A 15,507-nucleotide genomic window follows, 5' to 3' on the forward strand; every position below is an offset into this window, starting at 1 on the left:
ATCTTATCCGCACCCTTGTTTCCCCTTGGCCAATCACTAGCGGGCCGACCTGTCATGTTAGGCAATAGTTCACGCCTGACGCAGCGACAGCGACGCCAGTGCGCGTATCCATCCGCAACTTTCTATGGCCAAGGCTATGAAGACAGTGATCGCCGGATGCCGGATATCTCGAAGCTGTCGTCGATCGACTGGAAGCCACAGTTTGGGCTAGAGGAAACTGTTCTCAATTCCATGGAATATTTCGTGCGCAACAAGACGCGTCTTGTTGAAATGCTGGGTGACTGAGGTCTAGCAGGTGCGACCACTCCTTAACACATTAAAAATCAATGCGTTAAGGAGTAACTCAACCCTATCGTCAGCCAAATAAAGCCCGCTCTGACGTGTTCTTACGGTTAATCAGAACGCAGCGATATTCGGCCTCGGCCTGCCGTGATATCCGCGCGATTTCAGCGTTTACATCGGCCCGCGCCCCAAGCCCGCCAAACGACTGCTGATTGCCGGCGACGCGGCGCTCGGCCGAGAGAATCCCGCTGTCCACATATCGATGCGCAGAGGCCGCATTCGATCCGTTCAGGCAGGCATAGGTCAGAACATGGATGCCATCGGCGCTTTGAAAGGAATGCTGGCTACGATCAGGATAGGCCTGGCTGCCAAAGCTCGATACATCACAGGCGGCAAGGGCACAACATACGCCGATCATGGCAAGTTTCTGGATATGACCCATCTGAAATCTCCTCATTGTTAGGAAATTGTTAACGCGTAAATGAGGCCGATTTTCGGCATAAATACTGCGTACAGAAGCTGTACATAAGGCGTATGTACAGCATGGCCGTCGCCCCCGGGGCAGGCATTTTTAAAGGTGAGTACCGAATAGGACAGCGGATCTTTCTTCAGCTTCTAACGTGAACTGAACGAAGATCATATTCAGAGATAGCACATGTCCTATATCGACAACATCCCGTCAGCCCGCCCCATCCTGCCAAATGAAATGAGCCAGATCAACGCAAATGATATTCCGCTGGCCGAAGAAGTATCAAACCTAGGTAGTCAGCCCTTTCAACCAAATGAGGGACGGCGACCTGCAGGCAGGCTACGTCAAGCTGGGAACCGCGCCCTATCCAAAGCCAGTGCTTTCAAGGATATGGTTTTCAGCAAATTTGGCCGCGATCATGGGGATGCCCAACGCCTTCCCAAACTGAAATGGAAACAACTGCCCGAGCCAAATCAACAAAGGGTCAATGCACTGACTGAACGAGGCCCGCTTGAGATCAGCCAGATGCTCGATGCGACCGATACAGCCGGCGGGTTGGATCAAGACATCCTGACTATGCGCCACCCAAAAATTGAGTTGCTTCAGGAGCAGATGAAGGAATCCAAACCGTTTTTGGCCGCCATGACCCGTTTAAAAGATATGGGCGTGACGTTGGTCTTTGATGGCACCGGCGACACGCTGGGCCTGGGGATCAGGGACCGTGTTTTCATCGATCAAGATGGGACGCGCAAAATCAAGATTGCGACGGGCACTGAAGAGAGTGACGCGCAGTTTGCAAAACGGGTTGCCGAAGATGCTTTGACAGTGCTTGCAAGCCTTCAGACATCTGACTTTGCCACCACAAAGGCTGCGACATACCTTGGTGCGATCAGGCAGGATCTGGATGCCGCTGAGCAATAACTGCCCAGCCCCAAAACGCACAAAATGCAAAATTTCGCGCACCCAAAGATGATCATCACAAGCAGTACCGTTTGGTACATTGGGCGCAGATAGAACCTGCATAATCAGCACAACGCAACACCTATCGGGGCACAAAATGACTCATATCGACGGCGCCGGAAGCGCAGCCCAAATGTCACGCGCGAGCCTGGACAATTACTTGGACGATAACTTTCTTGATGATGAGGCAACCGCGACATTCGGCGGGCGCGCATTCGCACCAAACGACGAAGCAAGACCAGCGCAGAGCAGGATTTCCCAACTCTTTGACAAATTTACATCGACCGTCAAAGGGCTGCCCAAAATGATCAGCAAGAAGATCTTCGGCGATTATCATGGGACGGCCCAAGGCGATCTTGGTGTGAAATTGAAGCGATTGCCGACACCCAACCAGACTGCCGTCAATCGCATGCAAGAGAGGGGTGCGGTTGAAATCACCGATTTAGGCAAATGCACCGATCTAACAACCGATCTTTGCGGCGCTGGTGTAAATCCGAAGGTGCGGGATAACCTTTGCAGCGCCTTGAGTAATTCCAAGCCGTTGTTTACGGCCTTATCCGTATTAGAGAACCGGGGCTTCACATTAAGCATTTCGGATGAGGCAAGAGATCAAGACATAGCGGAGCGCGCTACGCTGAGCCGCGACACAAAATCCATCACGCTCCATTTTGATCCTTCTGAGTCCGCTGAGGAATTCGGAGCGCGGGTTGCCGAGGATGCGTTGACTGTCCTGGCCAGTTATCCAGGCGTTACAGTTTCGTCGAAACTGGCGGCAAATTATCTGAAGGCCATTTCAGAGGATCTTGACGTCTAAGGCGTGAAAGCAATTTGCGTCAAACCTCGATCATCTGACGCGCCCCCGTGGCTTGGGTTTTACCTATCCTACGGGGGCTGCTAAAAGTGTCTGGGCGTTCGGCCAGCTTGGCAATCAGCCATTGTGCAAAAAGTGCATCACGTCGCCGTCTTTGACAATATATCCCTTGCCTTCGGCCCGCATCTTGCCAGCTTCTTTGGCGGCTTGTTCGCCGCCCAGTTCGGTGAAATCCTCATAGGCGATGGTTTCGGCGCGGATGAAGCCCCGTTCGAAATCGCCATGGATCACGCCTGCCGCCTGCGGTGCTGACGCGCCCTCTTTGATTGTCCAGGCACGCGCCTCTTTCGGGCCGACGGTGAAATAGGTTTGCAGATGCAAGAGCGCATAGCCCGCCCGGATCAACCGGTCGAGACCTGCCTCTTCCAGCCCCATTTCGCCCAGGAACATCTCGGCCTCATCGGCCTCAAGTTGGCTGATCTCTTCCTCGATCCGCGCTGAGATAACGACGTGGGAATTGCCCTGGGCTGCGGCCATTTCGCCGACCCGGGCCGATTGGCTGTTGCCTGATCCAGCGCTGTCTTCTTCGACGTTGCAGACGTAAAGCACTGGTTTTGTGGTCAAAAGCTGCAACATGCGCCAGGCTTTGGCGTCGTCTTCATCCACTGCGACGGTGCGGGCGGGTTTGCCGTTTTCTAGCGCCTCTTGCGCTAGCTTCATCAGGCGTTCCTGTTGCACTGCGTCTTTGTCACCGCCGCGCACTTTGCGCACGATGTTCTGCAGGCGTTTTTCGATGCTTTCGAGGTCTGCCAGCATCAATTCGGTTTCGATCACCTCTGCGTCGGCGACCGGGTCGACCCGCCCGTCCACGTGGGTGATGTCGTCATCTTCAAAGCAGCGCAGCACATGGGCGATGGCGTCGCATTCGCGAATATTGGCCAGGAACTGGTTGCCCAGCCCCTCGCCTTTGGAGGCGCCTTTGACGAGCCCGGCAATGTCAACGAAGGTCATGCGCGCGGGGATCACCTGTTTGGAACTGGCGATGGCCGCAAGCTTGTCGAGCCGCGCATCAGGCACTGCAACCTCGCCCACATTGGGTTCAATTGTGCAGAAGGGGAAATTGGCGGCCTGCGCCGCGGCTGTTTTGGTCAGCGCGTTGAACAGGGTCGATTTGCCCACATTTGGCAGACCCACGATACCCATTTTGAAACCCATGTCGGCACTCCTGTTTGTCGGGCTGCTTCTAGGCGGCGTTGGCCTTGCGTGCAATGCCCCATTGATTTTCCCCGCTTCATCGCGCACACCGTGCCGAGTTTGCAGACCAGAGGCCATGACATGAGCAGAATTGACGCGAAATTTGCTGAATTGAAAGCGCAGGGCCGCAAGGCCTTTGTGGCTTATGTTATGGCAGGCGATCCTGATTACGACACCGGTCTTGAGGTCGTCAAAGGCCTGCCTGGCGCAGGCGTTGACATTATTGAGCTGGGCGTCCCGTTCACTGATCCTATGGCCGATGGCCCCACGATCCAGCTGGCCGGACAACGCGCCTTGGAAGGCGGCCAAACCCTTGAGAAGACCCTGGAATACGCCCGAGAGCTGCGCAAGAGCGATGACACTACCCCGATTGTCATGATGGGATATTACAACCCGATCTATGCGCGCGGTGTCGATGCCTTTCTCGCCGATGCTGTGACGGCGGGTATTGACGGGCTGATCATCGTCGATCTGCCCCCTGAAGAGGACGAAGAGCTTTGCATTCCCGCCCAGAAGGCCGGTATCAACTTTATCCGTCTCGCCACCCCAACCACCGATGACAAGCGCTTGCCTGCTGTACTGAAAAACACCTCGGGCTTTGTCTATTATGTCTCCATGACCGGGATCACCGGCACAGCCGATGCCCAGGCTGGGGATGTCGCCCCAGAGGTTGCCCGAATCAAATCCCAAACCGACCTGCCTGTCATCGTCGGCTTCGGGATCAAAACCCCCGAAGCTGCCGCTGCTATTGCAGGCGTTGCGGATGGTGCGGTTGTTGGTTCGGCGATTGTAGAGCGTATTGCAAAGGGCGACAGCACCGCCGCAGTGCTGGCTTTTGTAAAATCACTGGCTGACGGCACCCATAGCGCCTGAGCTGCCGTCAGGCCCCATTGATCATAAAGCGCAGCGCCTCTGGCAGCCGCAATTTCCAGAACGTGTCATAGTGCGACGCGCCTTTGTCGATCACCATCTTAAAGTCCTGCCCGAAGTTGTAGCCCTTTCGCAGCAAGGCCTCGGCCGTGGCTGTGTGTGATCCGCCATAGAGCGCGTCCAAATCGACCGTTCCCCGTTGGAAATAAAGCCGGTTGCCGTTTGGTGCGGGCAGATGCGCCACGAGCGCTTCACGCAATGCAGCCTCAACCCGGGCCCCGGCATCAGCCGGGTAGTCGGAAAATTGCAGCCCCGGCCCGAACAGGACCAGATGCGCTGACATGCCAATCCCGCCCGCAAACACATCCGCATGGGACAGCTGTGCCTCAAGCGGAAGCATCCCCCCCATCGACGCCCCGATCATATAGGTGTTATCCCGGTCTGGCAGCGTGTCGAAATTCGCATCGACATAGGGTTTGAGCTCATTGATGATGAAATCAAAGTAGTCGCCGGTCAGGTTTTCGCCCCCGCAGGACCGGTTCAGAAGATCGCCAAGCACATCATCGAAATATGCCGCCACAGTGGGCAGGTTGTATTCTCGCGACCGTCTTTCTGCATCGGCCGCAATCCCGACCACCATCACCGGCCCCACCCCTTGATGTGCCAGCATATGCAGGATCAGGTCCATTTCCCATGACGTGCCATAGGGCGATGCATTGGCGTCAAAGATCGCCTCGCCATCATTGACATAGATCACGGGAAGCGGCCCTGTCCGCATTTCTTCGGGCGGCAGCCAGATCACCACGTCGCGCGCGGTGACGGCTTTGGCATCAAACATCGGCAGATAAATAATCTCGCCTTTTTCGACTTTTGGTTCCTGGGTGAGTGGCATGGCATTTGCAGGCGCCCCGATCAGCGCGGGTGCGGCCAGACCTGTGGCGCCCCCGGCCATCAAGAGGTGACGCCGGTTGAGTTGTTGCTGTTTTGCTTGCTTTTTTGCGGTCATGAGGTGGTCCTGCCGTGTTGGGAATTTGTTTGCGATTTCCATAAGCCTAGCGCGCTCTGCCCTGTCCTTGCCGGTCAATTCCTGTTCATTTTAGGTCAAATATTGCGCAGATCAGACCCGCAGCACCTCGGGCGTTTCGGTGGCGTCTGCGGGCGGCTTCACTGCACTGCCCGCCGCATCCCGGGGCGCAACCCCAAACTGCCGCCGAAAGGCCTGCGCAAAGCTTGAGCCATTTGCATAGCCCAGAAGATGCGCCACTTCCGATGGTTTCCGTCCCGATACGGCCAGCAAATGCCACGCATACCCCATCCGGCGCGTATCCAACCACGCTTTGGGTGACATCCCATAAAGCGCTTGCACCCGCCGTTTAAACGTGGACGGCGACATCGCTGCCAGAAAGGCAAGTTCGTCTACGTTCAGCCCTTCTTGCCAATGTGCCTCAAGCACTTGGGAAATCCGCGTGTCCCCATCGACGGGCTGGTGGCTGCGCAAGGTACTGAAACCCACGTCCCCATGCGTGTCGTACAGCCCGCGCAGCGCCTGATGGCACCACAAGCGCCGCATCTGGGGCGACATCGCCCCATGTTTGCCCGCCAATTCTGCCATGGCTTGCCCCATATCCCCCAGAAGCGCTGACTGCGCAAAGGCCCGGTGCCGCTGTCCGTCAGCATCCCCCGTAGGCGTGATATTTTGCGTGTTCAAAAAATCGGCCAACACGTCATTCGAAAAGAACAGCATGAGCGAGCGGTAGTCAGGGCTGTCTTCGACAACAAGCTGCGCGCCTTGCGTGTAAAGCATCATTGCCCCTGCCGTCAGCACAGTCGTCTGCGCCCCATCCGCCAGCCGCTTTTGCCCGCGCAGCACAAATGAGATCGCATGGGTCGACAGGGTGATCATGATCCGCCGTGGTTTGCGCGCACCGTCATGCAGCACAATCGCCACCCCGCCTGTTTGATCCTGGACGGAAAACACATCGGGCAAGGCAAAACTATGCGCCGTGTCCATCAGGCCTTCATCCTTCGGTAGGAATTCCTGCTTTGGCACATTTCCCTCCCCAGACCTAACGTCAGGGTAAGTGCGTTCATTGCGCCAAACAAGACAGAGGATTTTTGCTTTTCTTTCTGCTGCCCCCTTGCTCAAAATAGTCAAACTGGTAAGTAATAGTTACCAATTTGAGGATTTAGCATGTCTGTCATTACCACAATCGCCGATCTCAAGCGCCTCCATAAACGCCGGACACCGCGGATGTTTTATGATTATGCCGAAAGCGGCAGCTGGACCGAACAGACCTTTCGCGAGAACACATCAGATTTTGATCAGATCCGCCTGCGCCAGCGCATTGCGGTGGATATGACAAATCGCAATACCGCGTCCCAGATGATCGGCGAAGACGTCGCGATGCCCGTTGCCCTTGCCCCCGTTGGTCTGACCGGCATGCAATCTGCCGATGGCGAGATTAAAGCCGCCCGCGCCGCCGAGAAATTCGGGGTACCCTTTACCCTATCCACGATGTCGATTTGTTCGATTGAGGACGTCGCTGAACATACCACCAAGCCATTCTGGTTTCAGGTCTACACATTACGCGATGATGATTTCATGAAGCGCCTGTTCGACCGGGCCCGCGCCGCGAAATGTTCGGCCATCGTCATCACCCTTGATCTGCAAATTATGGGCCAGCGCCATAAGGATTTGAAAAATGGCCTGTCCGCCCCGCCTAAATTTACGCTTTCGAGCATGGCCAACCTGGCCACCAAGGTGCCTTGGGGACTTGAGATGTTGCAGACCAAACGCCGGTTCTTTGGCAATATCGTTGGCCATGCTGCCGGCGTTGAAGATCCGTCATCCTTGTCGTCCTGGACGGCTGAGGCCTTTGACCAATCGCTTGATTGGGACCGCGTGGCCGAGCTGATGAAGATGTGGGGCGGCAAGGTGATCCTGAAAGGTATTTTGGATGCCGAGGATGCCAAGAAGGCTGTCGCGCTGGGCGCTGACGCAATTGTGGTTTCAAACCATGGCGGCCGTCAGCTGGATGGTGCCCTGTCCTCAATCCGGATGCTCCCTGAGATCATGGATACGGTCGGCGACAAGATCGAGGTGCATCTGGATAGCGGCATCCGGTCGGGGCAAGACGTGCTGAAGGCGCTGTCATTGGGGGCGAAGGGCACTTATATCGGCCGGGCCTATATTAACGGGCTGGGCGCAATGGGCGAAAAAGGGGTCACAAAGGCGCTGGAGGTCATCCACAAAGAGCTGGACACAACCATGGCGCTGTGCGGTCGGCGCGATGTTAAGACGCTTGACCGAGATGTCCTATTGGTCCCCGAAGGTTTTGCCGGAAAATGGGAATAACTGCCTAAAACGCAGCATGAGTTCAGGTTTTCCGGAAATTCTGGGGAAAATATGCCCGTTCTGCACAAGAATTGATTGACGTTGCGCCAAGGCAAGTTATCAAAACGGGCGTAAGGCGTCCGTAAGAGGCGCATTTTATCTGTATGTCCAACTGAAGGAGCTTTTACATGCGCATTTTTCAAACGCTGGCCGCGACGGCTGCGATTTCTGCATTTGCTACAACAACATTGGCTGGCGGCTTATCCGACGAGATTATCGAACCAGAAGTTGAGGTCATGGAAATCGATGAGCCACCCACATCATCCGTGAGCCCGGTTTACATCATCGTTGGCGTTCTGGCCGCATTGCTGGTTGTGGCTGCGCTGGATGAAGATGATGACGACGATGAGGTCGACGACTTATAAGGGCAAATTGCTTGTTTTGATCAAACGCAAACTTGTGTTTGGTACCAAAATTGTTGTTGCCAGATCAGCTTGAGAAGGCCCTGGCGACAACCAACGCTGTTTGCTGCCAGCAAACGCAACTTTCTCATAATCCAAACGAGGGACAAGGATTAACACTATGAAAATCAACAAAGCACTCATTCTTGCAGCACCGATCGTCGCTGCTTCGACTTTCGCCTTTGCCGGTGGCCTTTCCGACGAGATTGTCGAAGCACCCGTTGAGGTGATGGAGGTGGAAGAACCATCCACATCGTCCATCAGCCCGGTTTACATCATTGTTGGCGTTTTGGCCGCATTGCTGGTTGTTGCTGCGCTGGACGAAGATGAAGAGGACGACGATGACGACGTCAGCTAATTGAAAAACAAGGCGGCGTCTGTAACCCGCCGAAGACTCAATTATTATACAGAGGGCAGCATCTGCGGATGCTGCCTTTCTGTTTTTCGGCGGGTTCAAATGGGCTGTTCACCATCCTTTTGATCGCACCAGGCCCGGATGATCTGCTGCAACTCATCCCGTTTTGCCCCAAGATCATCAAGATCGTGCACTTTGAAACTGCGCGCCTCTTTTCCATCGCCGATCAGATTTGGAAAATCGCCGGCGATCTGGGCCCCTTTGTGAAACATCAGTGATGCATGTTTGCGTGCCTTGGGAAAGAAGCTGGCGATGTTCCCCTGATACACAAATGTCGGCGCCTGCCATTTGATGCACTCACCCACCCTTTCATCAGCGCTTAGGATCAGATCGCGCATCGCTGCAACCACGGGCTTCATGGGATTGTCATAGGCGTCCAGCCAGCGATCCACTTCGGGGGTTTTCATGGCATATCCAGTGTTGTCACAAGCGATTTAATCAGACCGTCCTGCATTTCAAAAACATTCGTTCCGCTGCCCTGCCCGCCTGGTATGGCCTGTGAAATGCAGGTCCATTTGACGGTGATTTGCGTATCCTGAACGCTGACGGCCCCAAGGCTGATCAATGCATCATCAAAGGCGTCAGTCCTGCTGGCTTGAAATGCGGCCATGATCGCCTCGCGCCCCTGATGCGGGGTGCTTTGTGCTGAAAAAGGCTCTGCATAGGTTGCATCAGGCGCAAAAAGCGCGCCCAGCCGCTCGAACCCGGCCGGTCCGGCTTGCATTGCCAGGAAGAAATTGCTGATCTGAAGTGGCATCTGGTTCATAAAAAAGGCCCTTTGTGATGTCGGTTGATCCTGAAGTTCTTGCTGCGCTGCGCCACAGTCTGGTTGCATTGCAAAATGGCGCCCCCCGTCCAATCCCGGAAAACGTGATCGCCGCCCTTGCCGATATTGCCAAACCCGGCACCCAGCTGAGCATTGATCTGGAGGCCAGCGCCGCCATTGGAGCACCGCTTGTCACCGTCCGGGCGCAACCGGGTATCGACAAGTTTCTTGCCCCCCTGACGGCCCGCCAACGCGAGGTCGCGAGCCAGATCATCGCGGGTAAATCGAACAAACAGATCGCTGCATCTTTGGGGATTTCGCTGGCCACCACAAAGGATCATGTTCACGCTATTTTGCACCGGCTTTCCCTTCCATCGCGCAGCGCTGTCATCGCTGCTGCACAAGCATCGCAATCAGGTTAAGCCGCGCCCAACTTTCGAACAATCCATCCAAAGATGGATAGGCAATCTGCTTTGCAATCCTGCCGCGCCGGGCTAGCGTGGTTGAACCGATTTATCCTGACGCGTGTAGATTTTGGAGCCAGCCTAATGCAAAACACCGATGCGCACACCGTCCGATGGGGTATCCTGGGCTGCGGTGATGTCACCGAAGTCAAAAGCGGCCCTGCCTTGCAAAAGACTGCACGCTCGCAACTTGTCGCGGTCATGCGCCGCGACGCACAGAAGGCGGCCGATTATGCCCGCCGCCATAATGTCGCCCGCGCCACGGATGACGCGGATGCGCTGATCAACGATCCTGATATCAATGCGATCTACATCGCGACACCGCCCAGTTCCCATGCGGGTTATGCCATTCGCGCCCTGCAAGCGGGCAAGAATGTGCTGGTCGAAAAGCCGATCGCCTTAAATGCCAATGAGTGCGACGCAATCGAAGACGCCATCCGTGAGACCGGCGGCAAGTTATGCGTCGCCTATTATCGCCGCGCCCTGCCCCGGTTTGAGAAGCTCAAAGAATTGATCGCCGACGGCACGATAGGGCCCTTGCGCCTGATCGAAGTCAGGCAATTCCGCCGGGCCGACCAGCAATCTGCCCAGCACTGGAAAACCGATCCTTCGATTGGCGGTGGCGGCAGTTTTGTGGACATGCAGACCCATACGCTGGACTGGCTGACTTATGTCTTTGGATCGCCTGCAGCAGCCACGGGACTAAGAAAGAACCAAGCCAATTTGCATGCCGCTGAGGACCTGGTCCAATTCATGCTGGATTTTAAGGAATTTCCGGCAATGGGGCTTTGTGCATATGCCGCTGCGGCGGATGAGGAAGCCGTTATCTTTCATGGCGCAAAGGGCCGTGCGGAAATGGGCTTTTTTCGCCCCTCTGCGATTGACCTGCAGATTGAAGGTGCCCATAGTCAGATCGACCTGCCGGACCCGCCCCATGTTCATCAACCGTTTATTGCCCGGGTCGTTGCGCATTTTCTGGATGATGCGCCCAATCCGTGCAGCGCCGCTGCGGGCCGTCAAAGCACAGAATTGGTCGAGACGATCTTTGCCGGGCTGAGGTCTGCATAAACCCCTTTCCAAAAAAACGAATCCCCCCTATAGAGCGGGCTTCACCGGGCTCGGACACCCTTGGAGGCGGGCCCCTACATATCGGAGAAATACTATGGCTGGAAAGATCCCAGATCTGAACGCCAAGGTACGCGCGGGGACAGGCAAGGGGGCCGCCCGCCAAGCTCGCCGTGATGGCGACGTACCTGGCATTGTTTATGGCGGCGGCGCAGACCCGCTCGCGATTAGCATCCCATTCAACTACCTGCTGACAAAGCTGCGCAAAGGCGGCTTTATGTCCACGCTTTTCAACCTGAAGGTCGAAGGCCAGGAAGATGTCCGCGTGATTTGCCGTGGCGTCCAGCGTGACGTTGTCAAAGATCTGCCCACGCATATCGACCTGATGCGCCTGAAGCGCACCAGCCGCGTGAAGATCTTTATCCCTGTTGAGTTCCTGAATGCAGACACATGCCCCGGCGTCAAAAAGGGCGGCGTTCTGACTGTTGTACGCAACGAAGTTGAGCTGGAAGTTCTGGCTGGCGACATTCCTGAAAACATCGAAATCGATCTGGCCGAAGTTGAAATCGGCGATACGATTTCCATCAGCGATGTCACATTGCCCGAAGGCGCAACCCCGGCCATCACCGACCGCGACTTTGTGATCGCTAATGTGGCTGCGCCTCGCGCGCTGCTGGCTGACGACGACGACGAAGATGAAGCCGGCGATGAAGCCGAAGCAGCAACTGAAGAGGCCGCTGAGGAGTAATTCCTTCGCCATCTTCAAACGATTAAGAGGGCACCCCAGCGGGTGCCCTTTTTCATTTTCTGTTCGGGTCACGCTCACACGCGATCACGTCAAATTTAGTCATCCTTGCCCGGGTTTTGTGACAGGTTCCCTGCATGAACCTGAGGATGTCATGAAAAAGCAGCGCAAACGCCACCAACCCAAAAAGAAACCTCACGCCGCGCAGGCCGAGGCCGGGCCAGCGAAGGCCCCAAATCGCCGTGCTTTGCTGCGCAACGGGCTGATTGGAGCCGCTGTTTTGGGTGTTGCTGGTTTTCTGACGGCAAGCACCGTGATGGCAACCATATCCGAACATGATCTTAGCCGTGTTGGCCAAGGTGTTCCCATGGTTGTTCAGGTCCATGACCCGCAATGCCCGTCATGCCGCGATTTGCAACGCGAAACCCGCACCGCATTGGAAGCCTTTGACGAATCCGAGCTGCAATATGTGATTGCCAGCCTCACCAGCACCACGGGCGCCGCCTTTGCTGCCCAATATGCCGCCCCGCGCATCACCCTGCTACTCTTCGATGGCGCGGGCAATCTGCAAGAGACCATCAATGGCGTGCATCCCTATACCGACCTTCAATTACGCTTTTCCCAGCTGGTTGCATTAGACCGCTAGCGCCGCATTGCAGCATCCGTTAAGATGCGCGCATGAAGTTACTTGTTGGTCTTGGCAATCCTGGCGCAAAATATGCGCGCAATCGCCACAATATTGGTTTTATGGCCATGGATCAGATCGCCTCTGATCATGGGTTTGGGCCGTGGCGCACGAAATTCCAGGGGCTAGTCGCCGAGGGCCGTTTGGGCTCTGATAAGGTGACGCTGCTTAAGCCCGAGACCTTTATGAACCTTTCGGGCCAATCGGTTGGCGAGGCGATGCGCTATCTTAAGCTTAGCCCAAGCGATATCATTGTCTTTCATGATGAGCTTGATCTAGCCCCCGGCAAAGTGCGCCTGAAGACAGGCGGCGGCCATGCCGGCCATAATGGGCTGCGTTCGATCCACGGCCATATCGGCCCTGACTATGATCGGGTTCGGCTGGGCATTGGCCATCCCGGCCATAAAGACGCGGTGCCTGGCTATGTACTGCGCGATTTCCCCAAGGCCGATGCTGACTGGCTGGATGATGAAATGCGCGGGATTGGCGATGGTATTGCTGATCTGGTGGCCGGTGATGGCCCAAAGTTTCTCAATGCGATTGCCTTGCGTGTGAACCCGCCCCGCTCGTCAAAATCATCCCCGAAACCCAAACCTGGCACGGCGCCGGAGCCTGCCAAGGCATCGCCCGCCGCCCCAGCTGATGACAGGTCCGCCTTGCAAAAGCTTGTGGATCGGTTTCGCTAGCGCCCCCGCACATATCAACCGCTTTCCAGCGGCAAGCCAAGGCTTGCGAAAGCCTCGGTTCGCCCTTTATGGGGCAATTGATCCGACTTTTCGAGACCCGCCCATGGCCTGAGGGCCAGATCCGCGACCGTATGTTTCATTGGCCCGGCGATATCAGCCCGCGCAGCCAATCGATTACGTTGCGCCTGACCGGCGCCTTGCACGCGCTGCGGCTGGATGGCCATGATGGTCTGGCGCAGGTCTATCCGCCTGCGACGCCTGATGATGATACGCTTTGGGGCGCTATTTCAGCTGCGCTGATCACGGATGCGGCAAAGATTGACCGCTGGCTTGATAGCCCGCCGCAAACGAATGAAGTCCGCCGCTCGGCCACGTTGATCGCTGTGGGCCATTGGCTGGCCGACCGTTTTGGGTTGCCGATCCGATGCTCGGAATTGGGCGCAAGCGCTGGGTTGAACCTGAACTGGCATCGCTACGCGATGACGGCCCAGGACAATCATTTCGGCGCGGCGGATCCTGTCCTGACATTGTCCCCTGATTGGACCGGCGTTTTGCCCCCAAACACCCGGCCTCAGATCGTCGCCCAAGCCGGTGTCGATTTGAACCCGCTTGATCCACACCGCGATGCATTACGCCTGCAAGCCTATCTGTGGCCCGATCAACCACATCGTTTGGCCTTGACCAAGGCCGCGATTGGGGCGGCAGACACAGCCGTGACGCGGGGCGATGCGATTGACTGGCTATCGGGGCGGCTGTCGCATGAACCTGGCCAGTTGCATCTGATCTACAGCACGGTGGCCTGGCAATATTTCCCCGAAACAAAACAGCACGAAGGCAGGGCGCTGATTGAGGCCGCAGGCAAAGCGGCCACAGATGCCAATCCGCTTGCCTGGTTTGGGATGGAAGATGATGGCGGCAATGCCGGTGCGGCCCTGACACTGCGGCTGTGGCCCGGTGATCTGCGTATTGATCTGGGACGCGCTGATTTTCACGGTCGCTGGATCAATTGGACGGCGCCCGCAACCAACGCTTGAAACGCACCCCACCGCGCGGCATGCTCACCGCTGGGCGGAGAGGAATATCACATGAAAAGACTGTTGAAATTAATGCTGGTGACGGCGCTTGTTCTATTGGCGTTTGGCGTCTGGAAACGGGCCGAAATCATCCGCTTGATGGGCGTGCTTGATCTGTTTTCAGATGAAAAGATCGTCGCCAATTTTTCTGGTATGGACCAGATATTCCTGCACCAACAGCTTAGCGGTGAAGAAACAGATGTCAGCCCCCTGCCCCAAGCTTTGCCCGCCACGCTGCCGCCCGAGGTCACCGATTGGGTCACAGCCCGCAGCGTGACATCACTGGTCGTGCTGAAGGACGGCGCGGTGGTGTTCGAAGAATACTACCAGGGCACCGCCGCCGATGATTTGCGGATCAACTGGTCGATCTCAAAAAGCTATCTCTCCGCGCTTTTCGGCGTGGTTCTGGCAGATGGCGATATCGAGAGTATCGAAGACCCGGTGGTGAAATACGTGCCTGAATTGGCCAATTCGGCCTATGCCGATGCGCGCATTGTCGATGTTTTGCAGATGCAATCAGGGATCACGTTCAACGAAGACTACCTGGATTTCTTTTCGGATATCAACCGGATGGGTCGCGTGCTGGCGCTGGGCCGGTCGATGGATGCGTTTGCTGCCAGCCAAGACGAAAACTTTGCTGCCCCAGGGGAAAAGTGGCAATATGTCTCCATCGATACGCATGTGATTGGCATGGTCATTCGCGGTGCGACAGGCCGTACGATCCACGATCTGATGCGCGAAAAAATCCTGCAACCGATGGGTTTTGAAGCCGATCCCTACTTTCTGACAGATGGGTATGGCACGGCCTTTGTGCTGGGCGGGCTGAATACGACGACCCGCGACAATGCCCGGTTTGGTCAGATGTTCGCAAATGGCGGCGCTTGGAACGGGCAACAGGTGGTCCCTGCCGATTGGGTCGCCGCATCAACCCGCGCCAGCGCCAATACAGCCCCCGGTGCGATTGGCTATGGGTATCAATGGTGGATGCCCGATGGATCAGAGCCCGGTCAGTTTTTGGGACGTGGCATTTACGGTCAGTATCTTTATGTTGATCAGGTCAATGACGTCGTTATCGCCACCCATGGGGCGGACCGCCTGTTTCGCGAACCGGGTGTGCAGCGTCAAAATGAAGAGATTTTTCGCCTGATCGCAGAAAGCCTAAACTGA

General features: G+C 56.2%; 20 protein-coding genes. 14 read left to right on the forward strand and 6 right to left on the reverse strand.

Going from position 1 to position 15,507, the window contains the following annotated elements; all coding sequences use genetic code 11:
• The first annotated feature begins 156 nt into the window (after positions 1-156).
• Positions 157-285, forward strand: coding sequence for a hypothetical protein (locus tag AABB29_RS01155; RefSeq protein ID WP_341368687.1), 129 nt, complete (start codon positions 157-159; stop codon positions 283-285).
• A gap of 70 nt (positions 286-355) precedes the next feature.
• Here AABB29_RS01155 and AABB29_RS01160 read toward each other — a convergent pair whose 3' ends face one another.
• A complete protein-coding gene (locus AABB29_RS01160) occupies positions 356-724 on the reverse strand; it encodes a hypothetical protein (protein ID WP_341368686.1) in 369 nt (122 codons plus the stop codon).
• Between the two features lie 213 nt (positions 725-937).
• Here AABB29_RS01160 and AABB29_RS01165 point away from each other — a divergent pair, with 213 nt between their 5' ends.
• Positions 938-1,672, forward strand: a complete 735-nt coding sequence (locus AABB29_RS01165; protein WP_341368685.1) for a hypothetical protein — start codon at positions 938-940, stop codon at positions 1,670-1,672.
• A 343-nt stretch (positions 1,673-2,015) separates the two neighbouring features.
• Positions 2,016-2,525, forward strand: a complete 510-nt coding sequence (locus AABB29_RS01170; protein ID WP_341368684.1) for a hypothetical protein — start codon at positions 2,016-2,018, stop codon at positions 2,523-2,525.
• 114 nt (positions 2,526-2,639) lie between these two features.
• On the opposite strand, the gene ychF is transcribed toward AABB29_RS01170, so the two are convergent.
• Positions 2,640-3,737 (reverse strand): redox-regulated ATPase YchF, encoded by a 1,098-nt coding sequence (gene ychF, locus AABB29_RS01175; RefSeq protein ID WP_341368683.1) that lies wholly within the window; start codon positions 3,735-3,737, stop codon positions 2,640-2,642.
• Between the two features lie 120 nt (positions 3,738-3,857).
• On the opposite strand from ychF, the gene trpA reads away from it, so the two are divergent.
• Complete coding sequence (gene trpA / locus AABB29_RS01180; protein ID WP_341368682.1) at positions 3,858-4,649, forward strand: tryptophan synthase subunit alpha; 792 nt, start codon at positions 3,858-3,860, stop codon at positions 4,647-4,649.
• A 7-nt stretch (positions 4,650-4,656) separates the two neighbouring features.
• Here the strand turns inward: trpA and AABB29_RS01185 are convergent, their stop codons facing one another.
• Positions 4,657-5,652: an alpha/beta hydrolase-fold protein gene (locus tag AABB29_RS01185; RefSeq protein WP_341368681.1), complete on the reverse strand. Its 996-nt coding sequence runs from the start codon at positions 5,650-5,652 to the stop codon at positions 4,657-4,659.
• A 111-nt stretch (positions 5,653-5,763) separates the two neighbouring features.
• Positions 5,764-6,696, reverse strand: coding sequence for an AraC family transcriptional regulator (locus AABB29_RS01190; RefSeq protein ID WP_341368680.1), 933 nt, complete (start codon positions 6,694-6,696; stop codon positions 5,764-5,766).
• 141 nt (positions 6,697-6,837) lie between these two features.
• Between AABB29_RS01190 and AABB29_RS01195 the strand changes: the two genes are divergently transcribed.
• From AABB29_RS01195 to AABB29_RS01205, 3 genes are all read left to right on the forward strand, one after another.
• Positions 6,838-8,001: an alpha-hydroxy acid oxidase gene (locus AABB29_RS01195; RefSeq protein ID WP_341368679.1), complete on the forward strand. Its 1,164-nt coding sequence runs from the start codon at positions 6,838-6,840 to the stop codon at positions 7,999-8,001.
• A gap of 167 nt (positions 8,002-8,168) precedes the next feature.
• A complete protein-coding gene (locus AABB29_RS01200; RefSeq protein ID WP_341368678.1) occupies positions 8,169-8,405 on the forward strand; it encodes a hypothetical protein in 237 nt (78 codons plus the stop codon).
• Between the two features lie 157 nt (positions 8,406-8,562).
• The gene (locus AABB29_RS01205) at positions 8,563-8,799 is read left to right on the forward strand and encodes a hypothetical protein (protein ID WP_341368677.1); all 237 of its coding nucleotides are present in this window, start codon (positions 8,563-8,565) and stop codon (positions 8,797-8,799) included.
• Positions 8,800-8,894: 95 nt separating this feature from the next.
• Here the strand turns inward: AABB29_RS01205 and AABB29_RS01210 are convergent, their stop codons facing one another.
• Complete coding sequence (locus AABB29_RS01210; protein ID WP_341368676.1) at positions 8,895-9,263, reverse strand: DUF1801 domain-containing protein; 369 nt, start codon at positions 9,261-9,263, stop codon at positions 8,895-8,897.
• The gene (locus AABB29_RS01215; RefSeq protein ID WP_341368675.1) at positions 9,260-9,622 is read right to left on the reverse strand and encodes a nuclear transport factor 2 family protein; all 363 of its coding nucleotides are present in this window, start codon (positions 9,620-9,622) and stop codon (positions 9,260-9,262) included. Before AABB29_RS01215 ends, AABB29_RS01210 begins: the two co-directional genes overlap by 4 nt.
• A gap of 17 nt (positions 9,623-9,639) precedes the next feature.
• Here AABB29_RS01215 and AABB29_RS01220 point away from each other — a divergent pair, with 17 nt between their 5' ends.
• From AABB29_RS01220 to AABB29_RS01250, 7 genes are all read left to right on the forward strand, one after another.
• Positions 9,640-10,044 (forward strand): LuxR C-terminal-related transcriptional regulator, encoded by a 405-nt coding sequence (locus AABB29_RS01220; protein WP_341368674.1) that lies wholly within the window; start codon positions 9,640-9,642, stop codon positions 10,042-10,044.
• A gap of 126 nt (positions 10,045-10,170) precedes the next feature.
• A complete protein-coding gene (locus AABB29_RS01225; RefSeq protein ID WP_341368673.1) occupies positions 10,171-11,154 on the forward strand; it encodes a Gfo/Idh/MocA family oxidoreductase in 984 nt (327 codons plus the stop codon).
• 94 nt (positions 11,155-11,248) lie between these two features.
• A complete protein-coding gene (locus tag AABB29_RS01230) occupies positions 11,249-11,899 on the forward strand; it encodes a 50S ribosomal protein L25/general stress protein Ctc (protein ID WP_341368672.1) in 651 nt (216 codons plus the stop codon).
• A 151-nt stretch (positions 11,900-12,050) separates the two neighbouring features.
• Entirely contained in the window at positions 12,051-12,542 is a 492-nt protein-coding gene (locus tag AABB29_RS01235; RefSeq protein WP_341368671.1) for a hypothetical protein, read from the forward strand.
• Positions 12,543-12,574: 32 nt separating this feature from the next.
• Positions 12,575-13,267 (forward strand): aminoacyl-tRNA hydrolase, encoded by a 693-nt coding sequence (gene pth, locus AABB29_RS01240; protein WP_341368670.1) that lies wholly within the window; start codon positions 12,575-12,577, stop codon positions 13,265-13,267.
• 11 nt (positions 13,268-13,278) lie between these two features.
• On the forward strand, positions 13,279-14,301 hold the full coding sequence (locus AABB29_RS01245; protein ID WP_341369029.1) for a DUF2332 family protein: 1,023 nt from the start codon (positions 13,279-13,281) through the stop codon (positions 14,299-14,301).
• Between the two features lie 51 nt (positions 14,302-14,352).
• Positions 14,353-15,507, forward strand: a complete 1,155-nt coding sequence (locus AABB29_RS01250) for a serine hydrolase (protein WP_341368669.1) — start codon at positions 14,353-14,355, stop codon at positions 15,505-15,507.

This window comes from Yoonia sp. BS5-3, assembly GCF_038069655.2.
In the GTDB taxonomy this organism is placed as follows: Bacteria; Pseudomonadota; Alphaproteobacteria; order Rhodobacterales; family Rhodobacteraceae; genus Yoonia; species Yoonia phaeophyticola.